This window comes from Paenibacillus sp. UMB4589-SE434, assembly GCF_030226685.1.
Lineage (GTDB): Bacteria > Bacillota > Bacilli > Paenibacillales > Paenibacillaceae > Paenibacillus_B.
The window spans coordinates 1809437-1826696 of the sequence record NZ_JASOYK010000001.1 but is presented as its reverse complement, the minus strand read 5'-3'; the positions used below and the strand labels follow the sequence as shown (position 1 = coordinate 1826696).

Annotated in this window: 14 protein-coding genes; all 14 read left to right on the top strand. The window is 45.7% G+C overall.

Translation table 11 applies throughout. The features are described from left to right. Positions 1-77: 77 nt before the first annotated feature. On the top strand, positions 78-347 hold the full coding sequence (gene rpsO / locus QP775_RS07455) for a 30S ribosomal protein S15 (protein WP_028545203.1): 270 nt from the start codon (positions 78-80) through the stop codon (positions 345-347). 267 nt (positions 348-614) lie between these two features. Next, positions 615-2822, top strand: coding sequence for a polyribonucleotide nucleotidyltransferase (gene pnp, locus QP775_RS07450; protein ID WP_285104892.1), 2208 nt, complete (start codon positions 615-617; stop codon positions 2820-2822). A gap of 181 nt (positions 2823-3003) precedes the next feature. Further along, positions 3004-4008: a polysaccharide deacetylase family protein gene (locus QP775_RS07445; RefSeq protein ID WP_285104890.1), complete on the top strand. Its 1005-nt coding sequence runs from the start codon at positions 3004-3006 to the stop codon at positions 4006-4008. A 54-nt stretch (positions 4009-4062) separates the two neighbouring features. After that, positions 4063-5337, top strand: a complete 1275-nt coding sequence (locus tag QP775_RS07440; RefSeq protein ID WP_239328225.1) for a M16 family metallopeptidase — start codon at positions 4063-4065, stop codon at positions 5335-5337. Beyond that, positions 5306-5764 (top strand): dUTP diphosphatase, encoded by a 459-nt coding sequence (dut, locus tag QP775_RS07435; RefSeq protein WP_285104887.1) that lies wholly within the window; start codon positions 5306-5308, stop codon positions 5762-5764. Before QP775_RS07440 ends, dut begins: the two co-directional genes overlap by 32 nt. A gap of 193 nt (positions 5765-5957) precedes the next feature. Next, complete coding sequence (dpsA, locus tag QP775_RS07430) at positions 5958-6857, top strand: dipicolinate synthase subunit DpsA (protein WP_285104885.1); 900 nt, start codon at positions 5958-5960, stop codon at positions 6855-6857. Beyond that, positions 6854-7456: a dipicolinate synthase subunit B gene (locus QP775_RS07425; RefSeq protein ID WP_285104883.1), complete on the top strand. Its 603-nt coding sequence runs from the start codon at positions 6854-6856 to the stop codon at positions 7454-7456. Before dpsA ends, QP775_RS07425 begins: the two co-directional genes overlap by 4 nt. A gap of 78 nt (positions 7457-7534) precedes the next feature. Further along, positions 7535-8578 (top strand): aspartate-semialdehyde dehydrogenase, encoded by a 1044-nt coding sequence (locus QP775_RS07420; RefSeq protein ID WP_239328222.1) that lies wholly within the window; start codon positions 7535-7537, stop codon positions 8576-8578. Positions 8579-8649: 71 nt separating this feature from the next. After that, complete coding sequence (gene dapG / locus QP775_RS07415) at positions 8650-9867, top strand: aspartate kinase (protein ID WP_239328221.1); 1218 nt, start codon at positions 8650-8652, stop codon at positions 9865-9867. Between the two features lie 65 nt (positions 9868-9932). Beyond that, positions 9933-10826: a 4-hydroxy-tetrahydrodipicolinate synthase gene (dapA, locus tag QP775_RS07410; protein WP_285104880.1), complete on the top strand. Its 894-nt coding sequence runs from the start codon at positions 9933-9935 to the stop codon at positions 10824-10826. A 391-nt stretch (positions 10827-11217) separates the two neighbouring features. After that, complete coding sequence (locus QP775_RS07405; protein ID WP_028545212.1) at positions 11218-12894, top strand: ribonuclease J; 1677 nt, start codon at positions 11218-11220, stop codon at positions 12892-12894. A 223-nt stretch (positions 12895-13117) separates the two neighbouring features. After that, positions 13118-14023: a ClpP family protease gene (locus QP775_RS07400; RefSeq protein WP_483312006.1), complete on the top strand. Its 906-nt coding sequence runs from the start codon at positions 13118-13120 to the stop codon at positions 14021-14023. Positions 14024-14025: 2 nt separating this feature from the next. Beyond that, positions 14026-14241, top strand: coding sequence for a YlzJ-like family protein (locus QP775_RS07395; RefSeq protein ID WP_239328219.1), 216 nt, complete (start codon positions 14026-14028; stop codon positions 14239-14241). Positions 14242-14419: 178 nt separating this feature from the next. Further along, positions 14420-17191, top strand: a complete 2772-nt coding sequence (locus QP775_RS07390; RefSeq protein WP_285104876.1) for an FtsK/SpoIIIE family DNA translocase — start codon at positions 14420-14422, stop codon at positions 17189-17191. Positions 17192-17260: the final 69 nt, after the last annotated feature.

The window sequence follows — 17260 nt, the reverse complement described above, 5'->3', positions numbered from 1 at the left end:
AGCTTGGTTACTCGATCTCACCGACGGTGACGAGGCTTTCGGATATACTATATTATTTATTTTGGGAGGTGAATAGGATGGCTTTGACTCAAGAACGTAAGCAACAGCTTATCGAAGAGCACAAGACTCATGCTTCCGACACGGGTTCTCCGGAAGTTCAGATCGCTATCCTCACGGAAAACATTGTAAACTTAACAGATCACTTGCGTACGCATAAGAAAGACCATCATTCCCGTCGTGGATTGTTGAAAATGGTCGGTCAACGTCGTAAGCTGTTGGCTTACTTGAAAAACAAAGATGTTACCCGTTACAGCGCTTTGATCGCCAAACTCGGTCTGCGCCGTTAATAGCTTGAACCCAAGCAGCCTGGTTGTGATACGCCGCCGACAACGCGGCCTGCAACCGGGTTGCTTTTTATCGTAAAGCGGATGTTATTCACTGAGGCACCTTCGGGTGCTTTATACATAACTAATGGTTGTTGTCCTATAGATGGCATTAGTGCCGATTGCCCTTGTCATAATAAAGTTGGGAAGAGCACGGTTTTTGCGGCTTATAGCAGGAAATAATGGGATTAGCATAGAAAATAGTAACGTTACATTAAGGAGGGATTTCCCATGCATCGCATCGAGATGGATCTCGGCGGCAGACCGTTTGCCTTGGAGTACGGCCATTTGGCTAAACAAGCAAACGCAGCGGTTAAGGTGATTTACGGAGATACAGTTGTGTTGTGTACCGTAACCGCATCTAAAGAACCTAAAGATTTAGACTTTTTCCCGCTCACAGTTAACTATGAAGAGCGTTTGTACGCTGTAGGTAAAATTCCAGGTGGATTTATTAAACGCGAAGGACGTCCAAGCGAGAAAGCAATATTGGCAAGCCGCCTCATAGACCGTCCAATTCGTCCATTGTTCCCGGAAGGGTTCCGCAACGATATTCAGATTATGGATATCGTTATGAGCGTGGATCAAGATTGTCCACCAGAAATTGCAGCGATGATCGGTACTTCCGCAGCACTTTCAATATCGGACGTTCCATTTAACGGACCAATTGGCGGCGTAATCGTTGGCCGTGTTGACGGACAATTTATTATTAACCCAACGGTAGAGCAAGAAGAGAAAAGCGATCTGCACGTAGTTGTATCAGGTACTAAGGATGCCATTATGATGGTGGAAGCTGAAGCAAATGAAGTATCCGAAGAAACGATGCTGGAAGCTATCATGTTTGGTCACGATGTAATTAAAACAATCGTAGCTACGATTGAGAAATTTGTGGCTGAAGCTGGCAAAGAAAAGATGGCTGTAAAGCTTCATACGGTTGATGCAGAAGTGAATACAGAGGTTCGTGCATTTGCTCAGGAGCGCTTAGTGGAAGCTATCCGTATTCCTGAAAAGCATGCTCGGCAAGATGCAATTGATGTTATCAATCAAGAAACAGTTGAACATTTTACTGCAATGTACGCTGAACAACTGGACAAGCTGGATGACGTCAAAGAAACTCTTTATGACATCGTGAAGGAAGAAGTTCGTCGTTTAATTACACATGACAAAGTTCGTCCTGACGGTCGTCAATTGGCGGAAATTCGCGCTATCGAGTGTGATGTGAAGCAATTGCCACGTACGCACGGTTCTGGTCTGTTTACACGTGGTCAGACACAAGCTTTGTCGATTTGTACGCTAGGTGCACTTGGTGATGTGCAGATTCTTGATGGCATTGGCCTGGAAGAGTCCAAACGTTTTATGCATCATTACAACTTCCCTCCGTTTTCCGTTGGTGAAGCTCGTCCATTGCGTGCGCCAGGTCGTCGTGAGATCGGTCATGGTGCATTAGGTGAACGTGCTTTGTCCAAAGTTATTCCATCTGAAGTGGAATTCCCATATACGATCCGTCTCGTTTCCGAGGTATTGGAATCCAATGGTTCTACATCACAAGCGAGTATTTGTGCAAGTACTTTGGCTATGATGGATGCTGGCGTACCTATTAAAGCTCCTGTAGCGGGTATTGCAATGGGCTTGATCAAAGATGGAGAACATTTCTCAATCTTGTCTGATATTCAAGGGATGGAAGACCACCTTGGCGATATGGACTTTAAAGTAGCAGGTACAGCTGAAGGTGTGACTGCCATTCAGATGGATATTAAGATCAATGGTATTGACCGCGATATCTTGACGCAAGCGCTGGCACAAGCACGTGAAGGCCGACTTCATATACTCGGCAAGATGATGGAAGCCATTCAAGAGCCACGTGCAACGTTGTCTCCATATGCGCCTAAGATTTTGACGATGAATATTAATCCTGACAAGATCCGTGACGTAATCGGCGCTGGCGGTAAAGTCGTCAACAAGATTATTGAAGAAACTGGCGTCAAGATCGATATTGAGCAAGACGGCCGTATCTTCATCGCTTCGCCGAGCCAGGAATCGAATGAACGTGCCCGTGAAATTATTGAAGGCATCGTTCGTGAGGTTGCTGTTGGTGAGGTGTACACAGGAACTGTTAAGCGGATTGAGAAATTTGGCTGCTTTGTTGAAGTACTTCCGAACAAAGAGGGCTTGGTTCATGTATCCCAGCTGTCGACAGAACGTGTGGCTAAGGTTGAGGATGTTGTAGCGATTGGCGATAAGATCGAGGTTAAAGTGACCGAGATTGATCAACAAGGTCGTATCAACTTGTCACGTCGTGTATTGCTTGAACCTGCGGGAGCAGAAGGAGCAGCAGCATCGGCTCCACAATCAAGACCGCAGCGCTCTGATCGTCCGGACCGCGATCGCAGACCAAACAGCGGACCACGTCCGCCGCGTAACGATCGTCCGACACAATCCTAATTGCCCAACCTCTTATTACAATATGTACTAAGAGGTTGTTTATACCGTTAAGGAAAGAGGCAGATCCAATTCTGGCTCTTTTTTTGCATTTGTAATATTAGGTTATTAGACTTGTCCGCATAACGTTATCCTTTTTAGCATAGAATGGAAAAGGACAATGGTATGAGAAGGGATGGACAAGATGGGGCCAAATATACGCAAAGCAATAACGGTCATAATGAGCTGCATCTTTGTATTAGCGATTGTACGGCTGACAGAGGTAGGCTCTTTTATCAAAGAGCAAAAAACCACTGCTTCATGGATGCATGCCTTTGACAGTAATGAACAGTCGGTTATGGTAGCTGATCCATTAATGGAACGTATTATGGATATAGCAAAATCTCGTACAATTCAACCTATAAACGCAACGATAGATCGTGTGTGGAAAGCCATTCCAGGTTACAATGGGCTTGAAGTAGATGTTGAACAAAGTTATGCGCTTAATAAACGTGTGGATGAAACGAAGATGCCGCTTCAGCTTGCTTATCGCGAAACGGAGCCGACTGTTACCTTGTCGCAGCTTCCCCCGAGCCCCGTGTTTAAAGGTAATTCGAATAAACCTATGGCTGCTTTGATGATTAATGTGGCGTGGGGAAACGAATTTATCGAGCCCATATTAGAGACACTGCAAAGTGAGCAGGTAAAAGCGACCTTTTTCTTTGATGGATCTTGGCTAACCAAAAATCCAGAGCTGGCTAAAGCGATTTATAAGGCAGGACATGAGGTTGGCAACCACGCTTATACACATCCTAATATGAGTACGCTTAGTGAAGGACTTCAGCATCAAGAAATAGCAAAGACCGAGAAAGTAGTTAAAGCGACCTTTGGTGTGAATAGTAAGTGGTTTGCCCCACCTTCTGGTGATTTTAATGCTCTTACAGTCCGAACAGCTGCTTCGCTTGGGATGCGAACCGTTATGTGGACGTTTGATACGTTGGATTGGCGTCATCCAAGCCCTGCGACGATCGTCCAACGGCTAAGGGCGAAGCTCGAGGCGGGTACCTTAATTCTCATGCATCCGACATCGTCTTCAAGTTCAGCCCTTCAAAGTATGATTCATGTGATCAAACAGAAGAAGCTGGCTCTCGGAACGGTAAGCGAAATATTGTCGGAGAAGCGGCATGGGGAGTTAAAAGTTGAGCCGTGACCATTTTTTTGATAGGATTAGATAGGCATTGATCACGGTTGAGGAGGACCTCCGTTGAAGAAATTGCAATTGCGTAACGGCTTGAGAGTCGTATTAGAGAAAATACCTACATGCCGTTCGGTCTCGTTTGGTATCTGGGTCAAGACTGGATCCCGTAACGAGAATGAGACAACGAACGGAATTTCCCACTTTATTGAACATATGCTGTTCAAGGGAACAGAGAGATTCGATGCACAAGCAATCGCGGAATCATTCGATGCTATTGGCGGAAACGTTAATGCTTTTACATCGAAGGAATATACGTGTTACTATGCAAAAGTGTTAGATGAACATCTTCCGATCGCGGTAGATGTACTCTCAGATATGTTTTTCCGATCTAATTTTGACCCATCAGAATTGGATAAAGAGAAGAACGTCATTTTAGAAGAAATTGCGATGTATGATGACACACCGGACGATACGGTTCACGATCTGGTGACACGTGCGGCTTACGGATCTCATCCGCTTGCCTACCCGATCTTGGGAACTGAAGAGCGGCTGCAGCCGATGAAGGCCGAGCATTTGCGTCAGTACATGAAGCAGCATTATAGTGTAGCAAATACGGTTGTTGCGGTTGCTGGCAACTTTGATGACTCAATCATAGAGCTGTTAGAAAATCATTTTGGTCATTATCATAACGATCATGAAGAGCAGCAATATGATGCACCTGCATTTCACAGCGATTTGTTGTATCACGAGAAGAAGACAGAGCAGAACCATATTTGCTTGAGTCTTCCTGGTTGTTCAATGACAGATCCACGCTTATACGCGATGATTATTCTGAATAATGTCATTGGCGGCGGAATGAGTTCTCGTTTGTTCCAGGAGATACGTGAAAAGCGTGGTCTCGCCTATTCTGTATATTCTTATCATTCTTCTCATGCGGACAGCGGCCTATTTACGGTGTATGCGGGTACTGCGCCAAAGCAGACGACTGACGTGCTTAACCTAACGCTGGAAGTGCTTGAAGGGATGACAGCAAAAGGATTAACCAGTGACGAACTGATGAAGGGCAAAGAGCAGCTCAAAGGCAGTCTCATCCTGAGTCTGGAAAGTACAGGCAGCAGAATGAATCGTCTAGGCAAGAACGAATTGATGGTAGGCAGACATTATACATTAGATGAAATTATCGCTCGCATTGAAGCTGTTACGATGGATGATGTGGATCACATCATTAAGCAAATGGTTTCCAAGCCCTTTGCTGTGTCCATGGTAGGTGCCAATGATCAGGCGATTTCGGCTTTTAGGAGGGATTATCTTGTTGCAAGCGACTTACGAGGTACAAATTAAGAAATTACCAGGTAACGAGGATGTTCCGATGCCACAGCAGATGTCTGAATTGGCAGCAGGATTTGATCTATATGCAGCAGTTGAACAGCCAATAACTCTCGCTCCAGGACATCGTGCGCTTGTACCCACTGGATTTGCGATGGCGCTACCGCCTCAGTTAGAAGCACAGGTTCGACCACGAAGCGGGTTAGCGTATAAACATGGCGTAACATGCCTTAACTCACCAGGCACAATTGATGCCGATTATCGTGGTGAGGTCAAGGTGTTATTAATTAACCATGGTCAGGTGGCATTTACGATCGAGCGAAATGAACGTATTGCTCAAATGGTGATTCAAGAAGTTCCAACCGTCCACCTTATTCAGGTTGATGATTTGTCTGAGACGGTACGTGGTGAAGGCGGATTTGGCCACACAGGTACTAAATAATGTCATAATGAACAGCACGACCTCCGTTAGGAGGCTGTGCTGTTTTTTTATCACTACGCGGAAATAAAGATATTCTTCTTTCATGAGTGCATCTCTACATTTTTAGTGCGACAGCTGCTGCACCCTTTCTAGGCTATTGCATAAAATGTTCTATATGTGTAGTAGGGCAATTAGAAAGGAGTGAAGGGCGAACATGTTGACCGGAGTTCATGTCGTGTTCATAGGCGGAGATGCCAGACAACTCGAAATGTTTCAGAAGCTTGCGGAGCTGGATGCCAGCGTGACCTTAATCGGATTTGACCAATTGTCGAATCCCTACCATGGTGTACAACGTCAACCGTTGTCTCCTGAGCTGCTGCAGTCCGCAGATGCACTTGTGCTGCCGGCAGTCGGAACGGACGAGAACGGTCGTGTACATGCGATATTCACTTCCGAAGAGTTAACGCTGACAGAAGAGCTAGTCGCAGCGCTTCCAAAGCATGCGGTTGTTTTTACAGGCATGGCCAAACCTTACTTAAGCAATCTTTGCGGAACACACAATATCCAGTTGGTGGAATTGTTCGAACGTGATGACGTAGCTATCTATAACTCGATTCCGACAGCGGAGGGTGCCATTATGATGGCGATCCAGCATACGGATATTACTCTTCATGGCTCTGAGACAATTGTTCTTGGCATGGGAAGAACAGGTTTCACAATGGCTCGAAGCCTCTTAGGTCTGGGTGCAAATGTGCGTATTGGCGTGCGCCGAGATGAACATTTTGCACGAGCTACCGAGATGGGTTTTAAGCCGTTTTATGTGGGTGAATTGTCAAATCAAGTGACAAATATCGACTTGCTTTTTAATACGATACCGACTATGATAGTCACAGCACAGGTCATCGCTCAGATGCCGAACCGTGCGGTGCTTATAGATTTGGCTTCTAAGCCAGGAGGCATTGATTTTCGTTTCGCTGAGAAGCGCGGAATTAAAGCCATGTTAGCCCCTGGATTGCCAGGAATCGTAGCACCGAAGACCGCGGGCCGCATTCTCGCTCACATCATCAGCCAACTGCTGTCGGAGATTACGCAGAAGCGGGGGAATGAGGCATGAGCCTTGATTATAAGGGGATTACCGTCGGGTATGCTTTGACGGGATCTCATTGTACGTTCGAAGAAGTAATGCCGCAGATTCAGCGATTTGTAGATTTGGGTGCACGTGTTGTTCCCATCGTATCCAATACGGTTATGACAACAGATACCCGCTTCGGGAAATCGCAGTACTGGCAGCAGCAGTTGAAAGATATTACGGGGAATGATATGATTTCTTCAATTGTTGAGGCTGAACCATTAGGGCCTTCCAAGCTGCTGGATGTACTTGTTATCGCACCATGCACAGGGAATACAACAAGTAAGCTCGCAAACGCCGTAACAGACAGTCCAGTATTAATGGCTGCTAAAGCACAGATGCGCAACTTAAGGCCGCTAGTGCTTGCGATATCCACCAATGATGGGTTGGGTCTGAATGCAGCTAACATTGCGAAATTGCTTGTAACGAAGAACATATACTTTGTCCCGTATGGTCAGGATAATCCGGCACAGAAGCCGAATTCATTAGTTGCTAGAATGGAATTGATTCCTGAAGCGTGTGCAGCGGCTCTTGAAGGGAAACAGTTGCAGCCGCTCATCATTGAACGCTTTCAGTATAAATGACATGGCTTGACCGAGCGTGATGATCGATGATATCACGCTCTTTACGCACTTATGCGGGGTAGAGGGGAGAAACGACAAATGACGAATCAAAAGCGGTTTAATGTAGCAGTAGTAGGCGCAACAGGGGCAGTTGGGGAGCAGATTTTAAAGCTGCTCGCAGAACGCAATTTTCCTATTCAGGAACTTAAGCTCTTGTCTTCTGCCCGTTCCGCTGGCACCAAGATCAACTTTAATGGTGTAGAGCATACGGTGGAAGAAGCTCATCCAGAAAGCTTTAATGGAATTGATATCGCGTTATTCAGTGCAGGTGGAGATGTAACAAAAGCACTTGCTCCAGCGGCTGTCGAGCGTGGTGCGGTTTGTATCGACAATACGAATGCTTATCGTATGGACCCGAACACTCCGCTAATTGTTCCTGAAGTCAATGAGGATAAGATTAAAGAGCATAAGGGGATTATTGCAAATCCGAACTGTTCGACGATTCAAATGGTAGCAGCTCTCAAGCCGCTGTATGACCGTTATGGCATTGATCGTATTATCGTTTCTACTTACCAGGCAGTATCCGGCGCAGGTAGTCGTGCTATTGACGAACTGCTCCGTCAATCCAAGGAAGTATTGGATGGCAATGCGGTTGAGCCTGACCTTTTGCCGGTGTCTTCTTTACCGGTAAAGCATCAGATTGCATTTAACGCAGTTCCGCAAATTGATAAATTCCAAGATAACGGCTTTACGTTGGAAGAAATGAAGATGATCCGTGAAACGAAAAAGATTATGGATGATGAAGATCTCCAAGTTACTGCGACATGCGTACGTATACCGGTCGTGTATGGCCACTCGGAATCCGTATACGTTGAGTTGAAAGACGACTTTGACTTGGCAGAAGTTCGCCAATTGCTGCAAGATGCTCCTGGCATTACGCTGCAAGACGATATCGCCACTCAATCTTATCCGTTAGCTACAGAAGCAGCGGGCAAGCCAGATGTATTTGTTGGCCGCTTGCGTCGTGACTTGTACCATCCTCGAGCACTCAATATGTGGGTCGTTTCCGACAATTTGTTAAAAGGCGCTGCTTGGAACGCGGTACAAATTGCAGAGTACATTGCATCGGAGCGGCAGGAGTAGCAAGACCGCTCCTGCTTTTTTGTCCAGACCTACGTTCTGGCAGTCAGTCTTCATTGTTGGAGGAATTACGCATGCGTATACTTGTACAGAAGTTCGGTGGAACTTCCTTATCTACATCTGAAGCCAGAGAACGGGTTATCCACCATATTCGCCGTGAATTGGCACAAGGGTATCACATTGCTGTTGTCGTTTCCGCCATGGGACGCAAAGGGGAACCTTACGCAACGGATACTTTGTTAGATTGGATCGATCATAATGGCAATCAACTACCTGCTCGCGAACAGGATTTATTGCTGTGCTGCGGTGAAATTATATCAGCTACCACTTTATGCAGTTTATTGTTAAGCGAAGGCATACCTGCCACGGTATTTACAGGAGCACAGGCAGGGTTTAAGACAGATCAGCATTTCGGCAATGCTCGCATTCTCGATATTCGTCCTGATCGTGTTCTAAATGCATTAAAAGAGAACAAGGTTGTTATCGTAACTGGGTTTCAGGGACAAACAGAACAAGGTGACTTTACGACATTGGGACGTGGTGGTAGTGATACTTCGGCAACAGCACTTGGTGCGGCATTACGTGCCGAAATCGTGGATATTTATACCGATGTTAACGGAATATTAACAGCAGACCCACGTCTGGTAGAGGATGCGAAGCCTTTAACGATTGTTAGCTATGCTGAAATATGCAATATGGCCCATCACGGGGCTAAAGTCATTCATCCTCGTGCGGTTGAGATTGCTATGCAGGCGCAAGTTCCTGTACGCGTACGGTCAACCTTCTCAGATGATGAAGGGACGTTGGTAACTCATCCCGAAGGGTTCAGTGATTTCCACCCAGGTATTGTTGATCGCTTTGTAACGGGAATTGCATACGTTAGTAACGTTACACAGATTACGGTTGAGGCACACGATGGTGCTGAAGACCTCCAGTTAAACGTATTTAAAGCGATGGCGCATAACCAGATAAGTGTTGACTTTATTAATGTTACCCCATCTGGCGCCGTATATACGGTGTTTGATAGTGATGCGGAGCGGGCACTTGAAGTACTTCACCAACTAGGCTATAAGCCGAAGTCATTGCCAGCGTGCGCTAAAGTGTCTGTAATTGGGGGAGGCATCAATGGAGTGCCAGGTATTATGGCCCATATTGTAGAAGCACTTACGAAGCAGGAGATTCAAATTTTACAATCGGCAGATTCCAACACTACCATCTGGGTACTTGTTCGTAAAGAAGACATGGTACGTGCATTACGCGCATTGCATGCCAAGTTTGAACTTCATCGCTAAAGTCATTTGTTGTGTAATTGGCTTTCTTGGCTTGCAGAATGAATGCGCAAGAGAGGAGTCCACTAATGGAATTCGGAAGATTAATTACGGCGATGGTTACGCCGTTTCATGAGGACCTGACAATTAATTGGCAGCAAGCAGAACAATTAATCGATTACTTAATTGACGTTCAACGAAATGATAGTCTTGTCATTTGTGGGACAACTGGCGAATCACCTACGTTATCGGATGAAGAGAAAGCGGCCATGTTCCGCTTTGCTGTAGAGAAGGCTCGCGGTCGAGCACGTATTATTGCAGGAACAGGCAGCAACAATACAGCACATTCCATCCATCTGACGCGTATTGCTGAAATGTCAGGGGTAGACGGGGTGCTGCTTGTTGTTCCATACTACAATAAGCCAAATCAGGAAGGCATGTACCAGCATTTTAAAGCTATTGCAGAGTCTACTCGACTTCCTGTTATGTTGTACAATGTACCGGGGCGGACAGGTGCAAGCATCAGTGTAGATACAACACTTCGATTGGCACGAGACGTATCGAATATCGTTGCCACAAAGGAATGTGTTTCTATTGAACAGATGTCATTAATCGCTGCGGGAGCGCCCGCTTCATTCCGTGTGTACAGCGGAGATGATGCTGCTACCTTGCCATGTTTAAGTGTAGGCGGCTATGGTATCGTGAGCGTAGCAGCTCATCTTGTAGGTGCTCAAATGAAGCAGATGATAGAATCATATGTGGCTGGTCATGTGCAAGAGGCAGTGGACCTTAATCATCAGCTTCATCCTGTTTTTAAGGGGCTTTTCGAAGCGCCGCATCCCGTGCCGAACCCTGTGGCAGTCAAGTATGCTCTACAGCTAATAGGGTACGAGGTGGGCAGTGTACGGCTTCCTCTCGTACCGGCTTCGATTGATGAGCAGGCTTTTATTCGACAACTGGTTCAGAAATCAGTCGAACTTTAAGCTCCTAATTTTCGAGAATTTTATTATCATTTCAGTTATCAATAATACTTATTTACTGCTTGTTAATTATGGATACGTAAGAGGAGCGGCCTTAGGCCGCTTCTTTTTATGAGAACATTCTAGGATCGCTTATGATGTCTAATCAGCCATCCAATCGGTCATTTTAGCTATTTTTATGAGTGAAATGATAAGAAGTTTATCCGAATTAGCTGATATCAGCATCTCTTTTTCATTTTTAGGGGAAGATATTCGTATCAAAACGCTGACTTGTGTTTTTTCCTAACGTTCATGTATAATGATTATCAAGTGACTGGGTGCGGTATATTTTTCATAACAAAGAGTGTTCGTTGGTGCGACGGCCAACTGAATATATAGGAGGTTTAAGATTACATTGTCGAAGAAGACCAATACAGATAAATTGTCTATTTTTGCTTTGGGCGGCGTAGGTGAAATCGGAAAAAACATGTACGTCGTTCAGTACGGTAACGATATCGTAGTAATTGATGCCGGATTAAAGTTTCCAGAAGAGGATATGCTCGGAATCGATATCGTCATACCTGATATATCATACTTGACTGAGAATCGTGACAAAGTTAGAGGAATTATCATTACGCACGGACATGAAGACCATATAGGTGGTTTGCCGTATGTATTACGTCATTTGAACGTTCCGGTTTACGGCACACGTTTGACACTCGGCTTGATCGAAAGCAAGCTGCGTGAAGCGAATTTGCTTGGTGACACAAAGCGTATCTTGATAACAGCTGATTCGGAAGTGCCGCTTGGAACGATCACAGCGAGCTTCTTTAAGACAAATCACTCGATTCCAGATTCGGTCGGCGTATGTCTGGACACACCTGAAGGTGCAGTCGTACATACGGGGGACTTTAAGTTTGACCATACACCTGTGAACGCGCAGTATGCAGATCTTAACCGAATGGCCGAGATTGGCAAGCGCGGGGTGTTGGCATTACTGTCTGACAGTACTAATGCAGAACGTCCAGGCTTTACTCCTTCCGAGAGCAGTGTAGGAGTGAAACTGGAAGAGATCTTTAGAAAGTCTCAACAGCGAGTAGTAGTAGCTACATTCGCTTCCAATATTCATCGTGTGCAGCAAGTTATTGAAGCAGCACATGCCACTAATCGCAAGTTAACCGTAGTAGGTAGAAGCATGGTGAACGTCGTCACTATCGCTTCTGAACTCGGATACCTTAACATTCCAGACGGGATGTTGATCGAGCCAGAAGAAGTTAACAAGATGGCTGCTGATCGTGTTGTTATTTTGTCAACTGGAAGTCAAGGCGAACCGATGTCAGCATTGACTCGTATGGCTCGCTCTACGCACCGTAAAGTTGATATTTTACCAGGCGATACCGTCGTAATCGCTGCTACACCTATCCCAGGTAACGAGAAATATGTTGGACGAACTGTTGATGAATTGTATCGCCTAGGGGCTAACGTCATCTATGGCGGATCTTCTACAGGTGTCCATGTATCAGGTCACGGTAGTCAAGAAGAATTAAAGCTTATGCTGAATCTGATGCAGCCGAAGTACTTCATTCCTATCCACGGTGAGTATCGTATGCTTCGTCATCATGCGCAATTGGCGGAAGCTGTCGGTATTGAGCGTGAGAACATCTTTATCACAGATATCGGTGACACGGTAGAGATTCAGAATGGCGTTGCACGCCGCGGATCCAAGGTTCCATCCGGATATGTACTCATTGACGGACTTGGTGTAGGAGATGTGGGTAACATTGTGCTACGCGACCGCAAGCTGTTGTCGCAAGATGGCATCTTGGTAGTCGTGGTCACTTTGAGCAAGCAGGATGGCACGATTCTGTCGGGGCCAGACATCATTTCTCGCGGATTCGTTTATGTACGCGAGTCAGAAGGGCTGCTTGATGAGGCGAACCGAATCGTTACGTCGACTCTTCAGCGCTTAATGAGTGAGAACGTCAACGAATGGGCGTCATTGAAGACTCACGTCAAGGATGCGCTCGGTCGTTTCTTGTATGAGCAGACTCGACGTCGCCCAATGATTCTGCCGATAATAATGGAAGTTTAATGTTATTAATACCAGTAGTGTGACCTTTGGTCGCACTCAAGTCACTGCATGTCTAGAGCTCTTGGTGATATCCCTTTACCGCAGGGATACTGCCAAGAGCTTTTTTGGTTTCCGAATAAGTCTATACCGGATAGAGCAACCTATGACAGCATCGGTATAGAATGGAGGGAACGATGTGTCACAAAACGAAATACAGTCGGATCAGGGAACTCCCCAATTTAATATGAATAAGGTGCCTAATTCAAATTGGATTACGAATGATCAACCGCCTCAGGTGCCTGCTTTTCCGCAAGAGCCGATCGGTGATAAAGCACCCCCAACTGTACAGAACATACAGCAGCTAGGTACTGCATCTATACCTAGTCCTGGGGAATCGAATATTTATTGCCTTAATATTATAGGGCAGGTGGAGGGGCATATTATTTTACCTCCGCAGAATAAAACAACAAAATACGAGCATATCATTCCGCAATTGGTTGCAGCAGAGCAGAATTCGAAGATTGAAGGCGTTCTTGTTATTCTTAATACGGTTGGCGGAGATGTGGAGGCTGGTTTGGCGATTGCAGAAATGATTTCCTCATTGTCTAAACCTACGGTCACATTGGTGTTGGGCGGAGGACATAGCATAGGTGTGCCTATAGCGGTAGCATCCAACGTCTCGATTATTGCAGAAACAGCAACAATGACGATCCATCCGATTCGACTTACTGGATTAGTTATTGGTGTGCCTCAGACGTTTGAATATTTGGATAAAATGCAGGAGCGGGTTGTTCGGTTTGTTGTAAGTCATTCAAATATCACAGATGATGCCTTTAAAGAATTAATGTTTAAGACTGGTGAGCTGACAAGAGATATAGGTACAACTGTGATCGGCACAGACGCAGTGCGTGTAGGACTGATAGATGAGATCGGCGGTATCCAGACTGCTTTACAGCATCTAAATCGTCTTATTGAAGTGAAGCGGGCTACAGGGACCACGGATAGTATTGTGAATAAAAAAGGTCTCGTCGAAAACGGACATATACCAAATAACTTAGCAGAGGGGCAGCAGCCTGCAGCACCAATGTATACAGAACATTCTCAGTCATCGATATCGCAACAAACGAATCCTCCAGGACGGGGGAACTAATCATGACGATGTATACAATAATGCCGCTTGAAGTGGTGACGCAGGGAATGGACAGTCATAAACCAGTATTTGAGGAAATGAGCTGGCAGGGCAGGATGCTCTTGGTTGAACGGATCTCTATGCATGAGGTGAGAATAGAGCGCTTGCTTCAAGGTACGACAATTAGCGACTACTTAGAAGCTGCTTTGCAACCCGGACATATTATTCGCTTCTCATAGTGAAAACGACACCCTGCGTGGTTAGTCTACAGAAATTGTCGGGGACTGACATAATGCATAGGATGGAACCGTACAGATCATGTACGGTTCTTTGTGCGGAATGCTGCAATGACAGCGCTAACGGCACATAGGAAGAACGGCTGTTCTGTGATATAATGTCCGTTGGAGGTGGCAACATTTGGCCCGAAGAAAACGCAAGAAGCAGTCGTTTAGCAAGAATCTCAAATATGAAATATACGGCATTTTGCTTATTACAAGCTCTATTCTCGCATTGTCTGGCGTAGGACCCTTTGGACGTGTGTTGTCCATGCTGTTTGGTTTTATGCTTGGTAAATTTTATTTTTTCATACCTTTAACCTTGATCTATTCAGGTCTTAGCGTGATGATCAGGCGCAATTGGCAGTTAAGCTGGAATCCTCGCATCTCAGGCATCGCGTGTATTCTTGTTGCGCTTACTTTAATCAGCACCATAGCAGCGGCTAATGAAGTCATCGTGCGCCATACACCAGTAATGCAAGGGGAGCTAAGTGCAGGCAAAATATTTAGCGAAGTTAACAAGGACATGCTTGCCGAGTTGTGGAAGCCTGTTCATACAGGCACAGTCAGTGATATGCTGCACAAAAATATTAGCGGTGGATACATAGGTCTGTTGGCGTATTGCTTCCTGTATGCGCTCTTCGGATCACTTGGCACGAAGTTAGTAACTATTGTACTTTTATTTATTGGTTTTATGTTGTCAACCCAATTATCGTATGTGGAATTGGTTCGACTCATTCGAACTCAAATGAAGAAAATTTATTCCGCCTTTATGAAGAAACGTAAGGCACGTTTGAATGAACGTCGACTGGAGGAAGGGACGCGACCCGCTAGAAAGTCTGAACGTGAACCGATTCCTGACTTCTCTGAGGATGATGATGAATATGGACCGCCTAAGAAAGGTTATAAGACACCTGTCTTTTTCCAATTGTTTAATATGAAACGAACACTGGAGCGCGGTCAAGATATGGAAGATGCAAATGATGATTGGGAAGCGCCAGAGGCGAAGCCAAGCAGAAGGCGCAGACGCGACGATAGTCAAGATGCTGATTGGCATGAATTCCATGAGGAGCAGGGACCAACAGCAAGTGTATCCAATCCAACGGCTACTAATGTTAATGCCAGACGATCTGCAGCTTTGGCTGCTGGTGGGGCTCATCTTACGTCAGCGATATCTGATGCGCAGCATGAAGGGCCTGTGTTCCATGATTTTACTGCCGAAGCGCATCAATCGTCATGGGACCAGCAGGATCATACGATACCTGGACAGGATGACATTGATGATGATTGGTCTGCACAACCCATAATACCAAACCCCCATGCACAAGCTCTTGGTGATATTCCAGTCGTGCTGGAAGAGGAATTGGAAGGTATGGGACTTGACAATAACATTTCGTCAGCCGTGGATCAACAAGAAGGCTTAAGCTTAGAGACTGAGGGGACAGATCAAGTGGAGTCAACTCCTGTTGAGCCACCCAAGCCTCCTGTGAAGCCCTATAAGCTGCCAAGCTTTCAATTGTTGTCCAAGCCGCAAGGCAGTGGCAAAGGCGGTGATCAGGCTGATTTTATGCAAACTGCACGTAAGCTTGAAGCAACGCTCGAAAGCTTCGGAGTAAGAGCAAAGGTGCTGCAAGTTGTTCGTGGCCCAGCAGTAACACGTTATGAGATTCAACCTGATATTGGGGTGAAAGTGAGCCGTATCGTTAGTTTGACGGATGATATTGCGCTGGCACTCGCTGCCAAAGATATTCGTATGGAAGCGCCAATACCAGGTAAGTCGGCTATAGGTATCGAAGTGCCTAACAATGATGTATCGATTGTTACGATGCGCGAAGTGATGGAAACGCCAACCTTTGTGGATGCTGCTTCGAGGATAACGATCTCGCTAGGTAGAGATATCGCCGGCACACCGATCATTGGCAACTTGGCAAGAATGCCCCATTTACTCGTTGCAGGAGCAACAGGTTCAGGTAAGTCTGTCTGTATAAACGGGATTATCACTAGCATTTTATATAAGGCGAAGCCAGATGAAGTGAAGTTTCTAATGGTGGACCCGAAAATGGTGGAGCTTAACGTGTATAACGGTATCCCGCATTTGCTGGCTCCTGTTGTAACAGACCCTAAGCGAGCATCGCTTGCACTCAAGAAGATTGTTGTTGAGATGGAGAAGCGGTATGAACTGTTCTCTAAGTCAGGCACTCGTAATATAGAAGGATATAATAAGCATGTTGAAGCAGATAAGGATAAAGTGTTGCCTTATATTGTTGTTATCGTTGATGAATTGGCTGATTTAATGATGGTAGCAGCCAACGATGTAGAGGATGCAATATGCCGTTTGGCACAGATGGCGCGTGCGGCTGGTATCCATCTTATCATTGCAACGCAGCGCCCATCCGTTGATGTCATTACAGGTGTAATTAAAGCCAATATCCCGTCTCGAATTGCTTTTGGAGTATCGTCACAAGTCGATTCCCGAACGATATTAGATATGGCTGGGGCTGAGAAACTGTTAGGCCGCGGAGACATGCTGTACTTGCCGATGGGCTCTTCCAAGCCAATTCGTGTGCAGGGAGCATTCTTATCCGATGAGGAAGTGGAAGCTGTTGTGTCCTACTGCAGCGATCAAGCTGCAGCTAATTACGACGAGGGACTTGTACCTGAAGTAGATGAAAATGGTATGGCTGCTGATGAACCAGTCGATGATTTGTATGAACAAGCTGTTCAGATTGTGCTAGAAGGGCAGCAAGCTTCGGCTTCGTTATTGCAGCGCAGACTGAGAGTCGGTTATAACCGTGCGAGCCGGCTAATTGAATTTATGCAAATGCAAGGCATTATCGGTCCTCCGGACGGTAGTCGTCCACGTGAAGTGCTTGTGACATTGGAGCAATACCAGCAGGCGAAGATATCCTCTTAAGGAATTCATGTATAGAACGATTACCATTTTCTCATAATAATGTTGCCAATCCTGTCAATACATCAAGAG

Excerpts from the sequence above, each read along its gene's own strand:
- pnp (WP_285104892.1), top strand. The coding sequence starts at position 615 with ATGCATCGCATCGAGATGGATCTCGGCGGCAGACCGTTTGCCTTGGAG.
- dapA (WP_285104880.1), top strand. The coding sequence starts at position 9,933 with ATGGAATTCGGAAGATTAATTACGGCGATGGTTACGCCGTTTCATGAG.
- QP775_RS07420 (WP_239328222.1), top strand. The coding sequence starts at position 7,535 with ATGACGAATCAAAAGCGGTTTAATGTAGCAGTAGTAGGCGCAACAGGG.
- QP775_RS07425 (WP_285104883.1), top strand. The coding sequence starts at position 6,854 with ATGAGCCTTGATTATAAGGGGATTACCGTCGGGTATGCTTTGACGGGA.
- dpsA (WP_285104885.1), top strand. The coding sequence starts at position 5,958 with ATGTTGACCGGAGTTCATGTCGTGTTCATAGGCGGAGATGCCAGACAA.
- QP775_RS07395 (WP_239328219.1), top strand. The coding sequence starts at position 14,026 with ATGACGATGTATACAATAATGCCGCTTGAAGTGGTGACGCAGGGAATG.
- QP775_RS07400 (WP_483312006.1), top strand. The coding sequence starts at position 13,118 with ATGAATAAGGTGCCTAATTCAAATTGGATTACGAATGATCAACCGCCT.
- rpsO (WP_028545203.1), top strand. The coding sequence starts at position 78 with ATGGCTTTGACTCAAGAACGTAAGCAACAGCTTATCGAAGAGCACAAG.
- QP775_RS07445 (WP_285104890.1), top strand. The coding sequence starts at position 3,004 with ATGGGGCCAAATATACGCAAAGCAATAACGGTCATAATGAGCTGCATC.
- dapG (WP_239328221.1), top strand. The coding sequence starts at position 8,650 with ATGCGTATACTTGTACAGAAGTTCGGTGGAACTTCCTTATCTACATCT.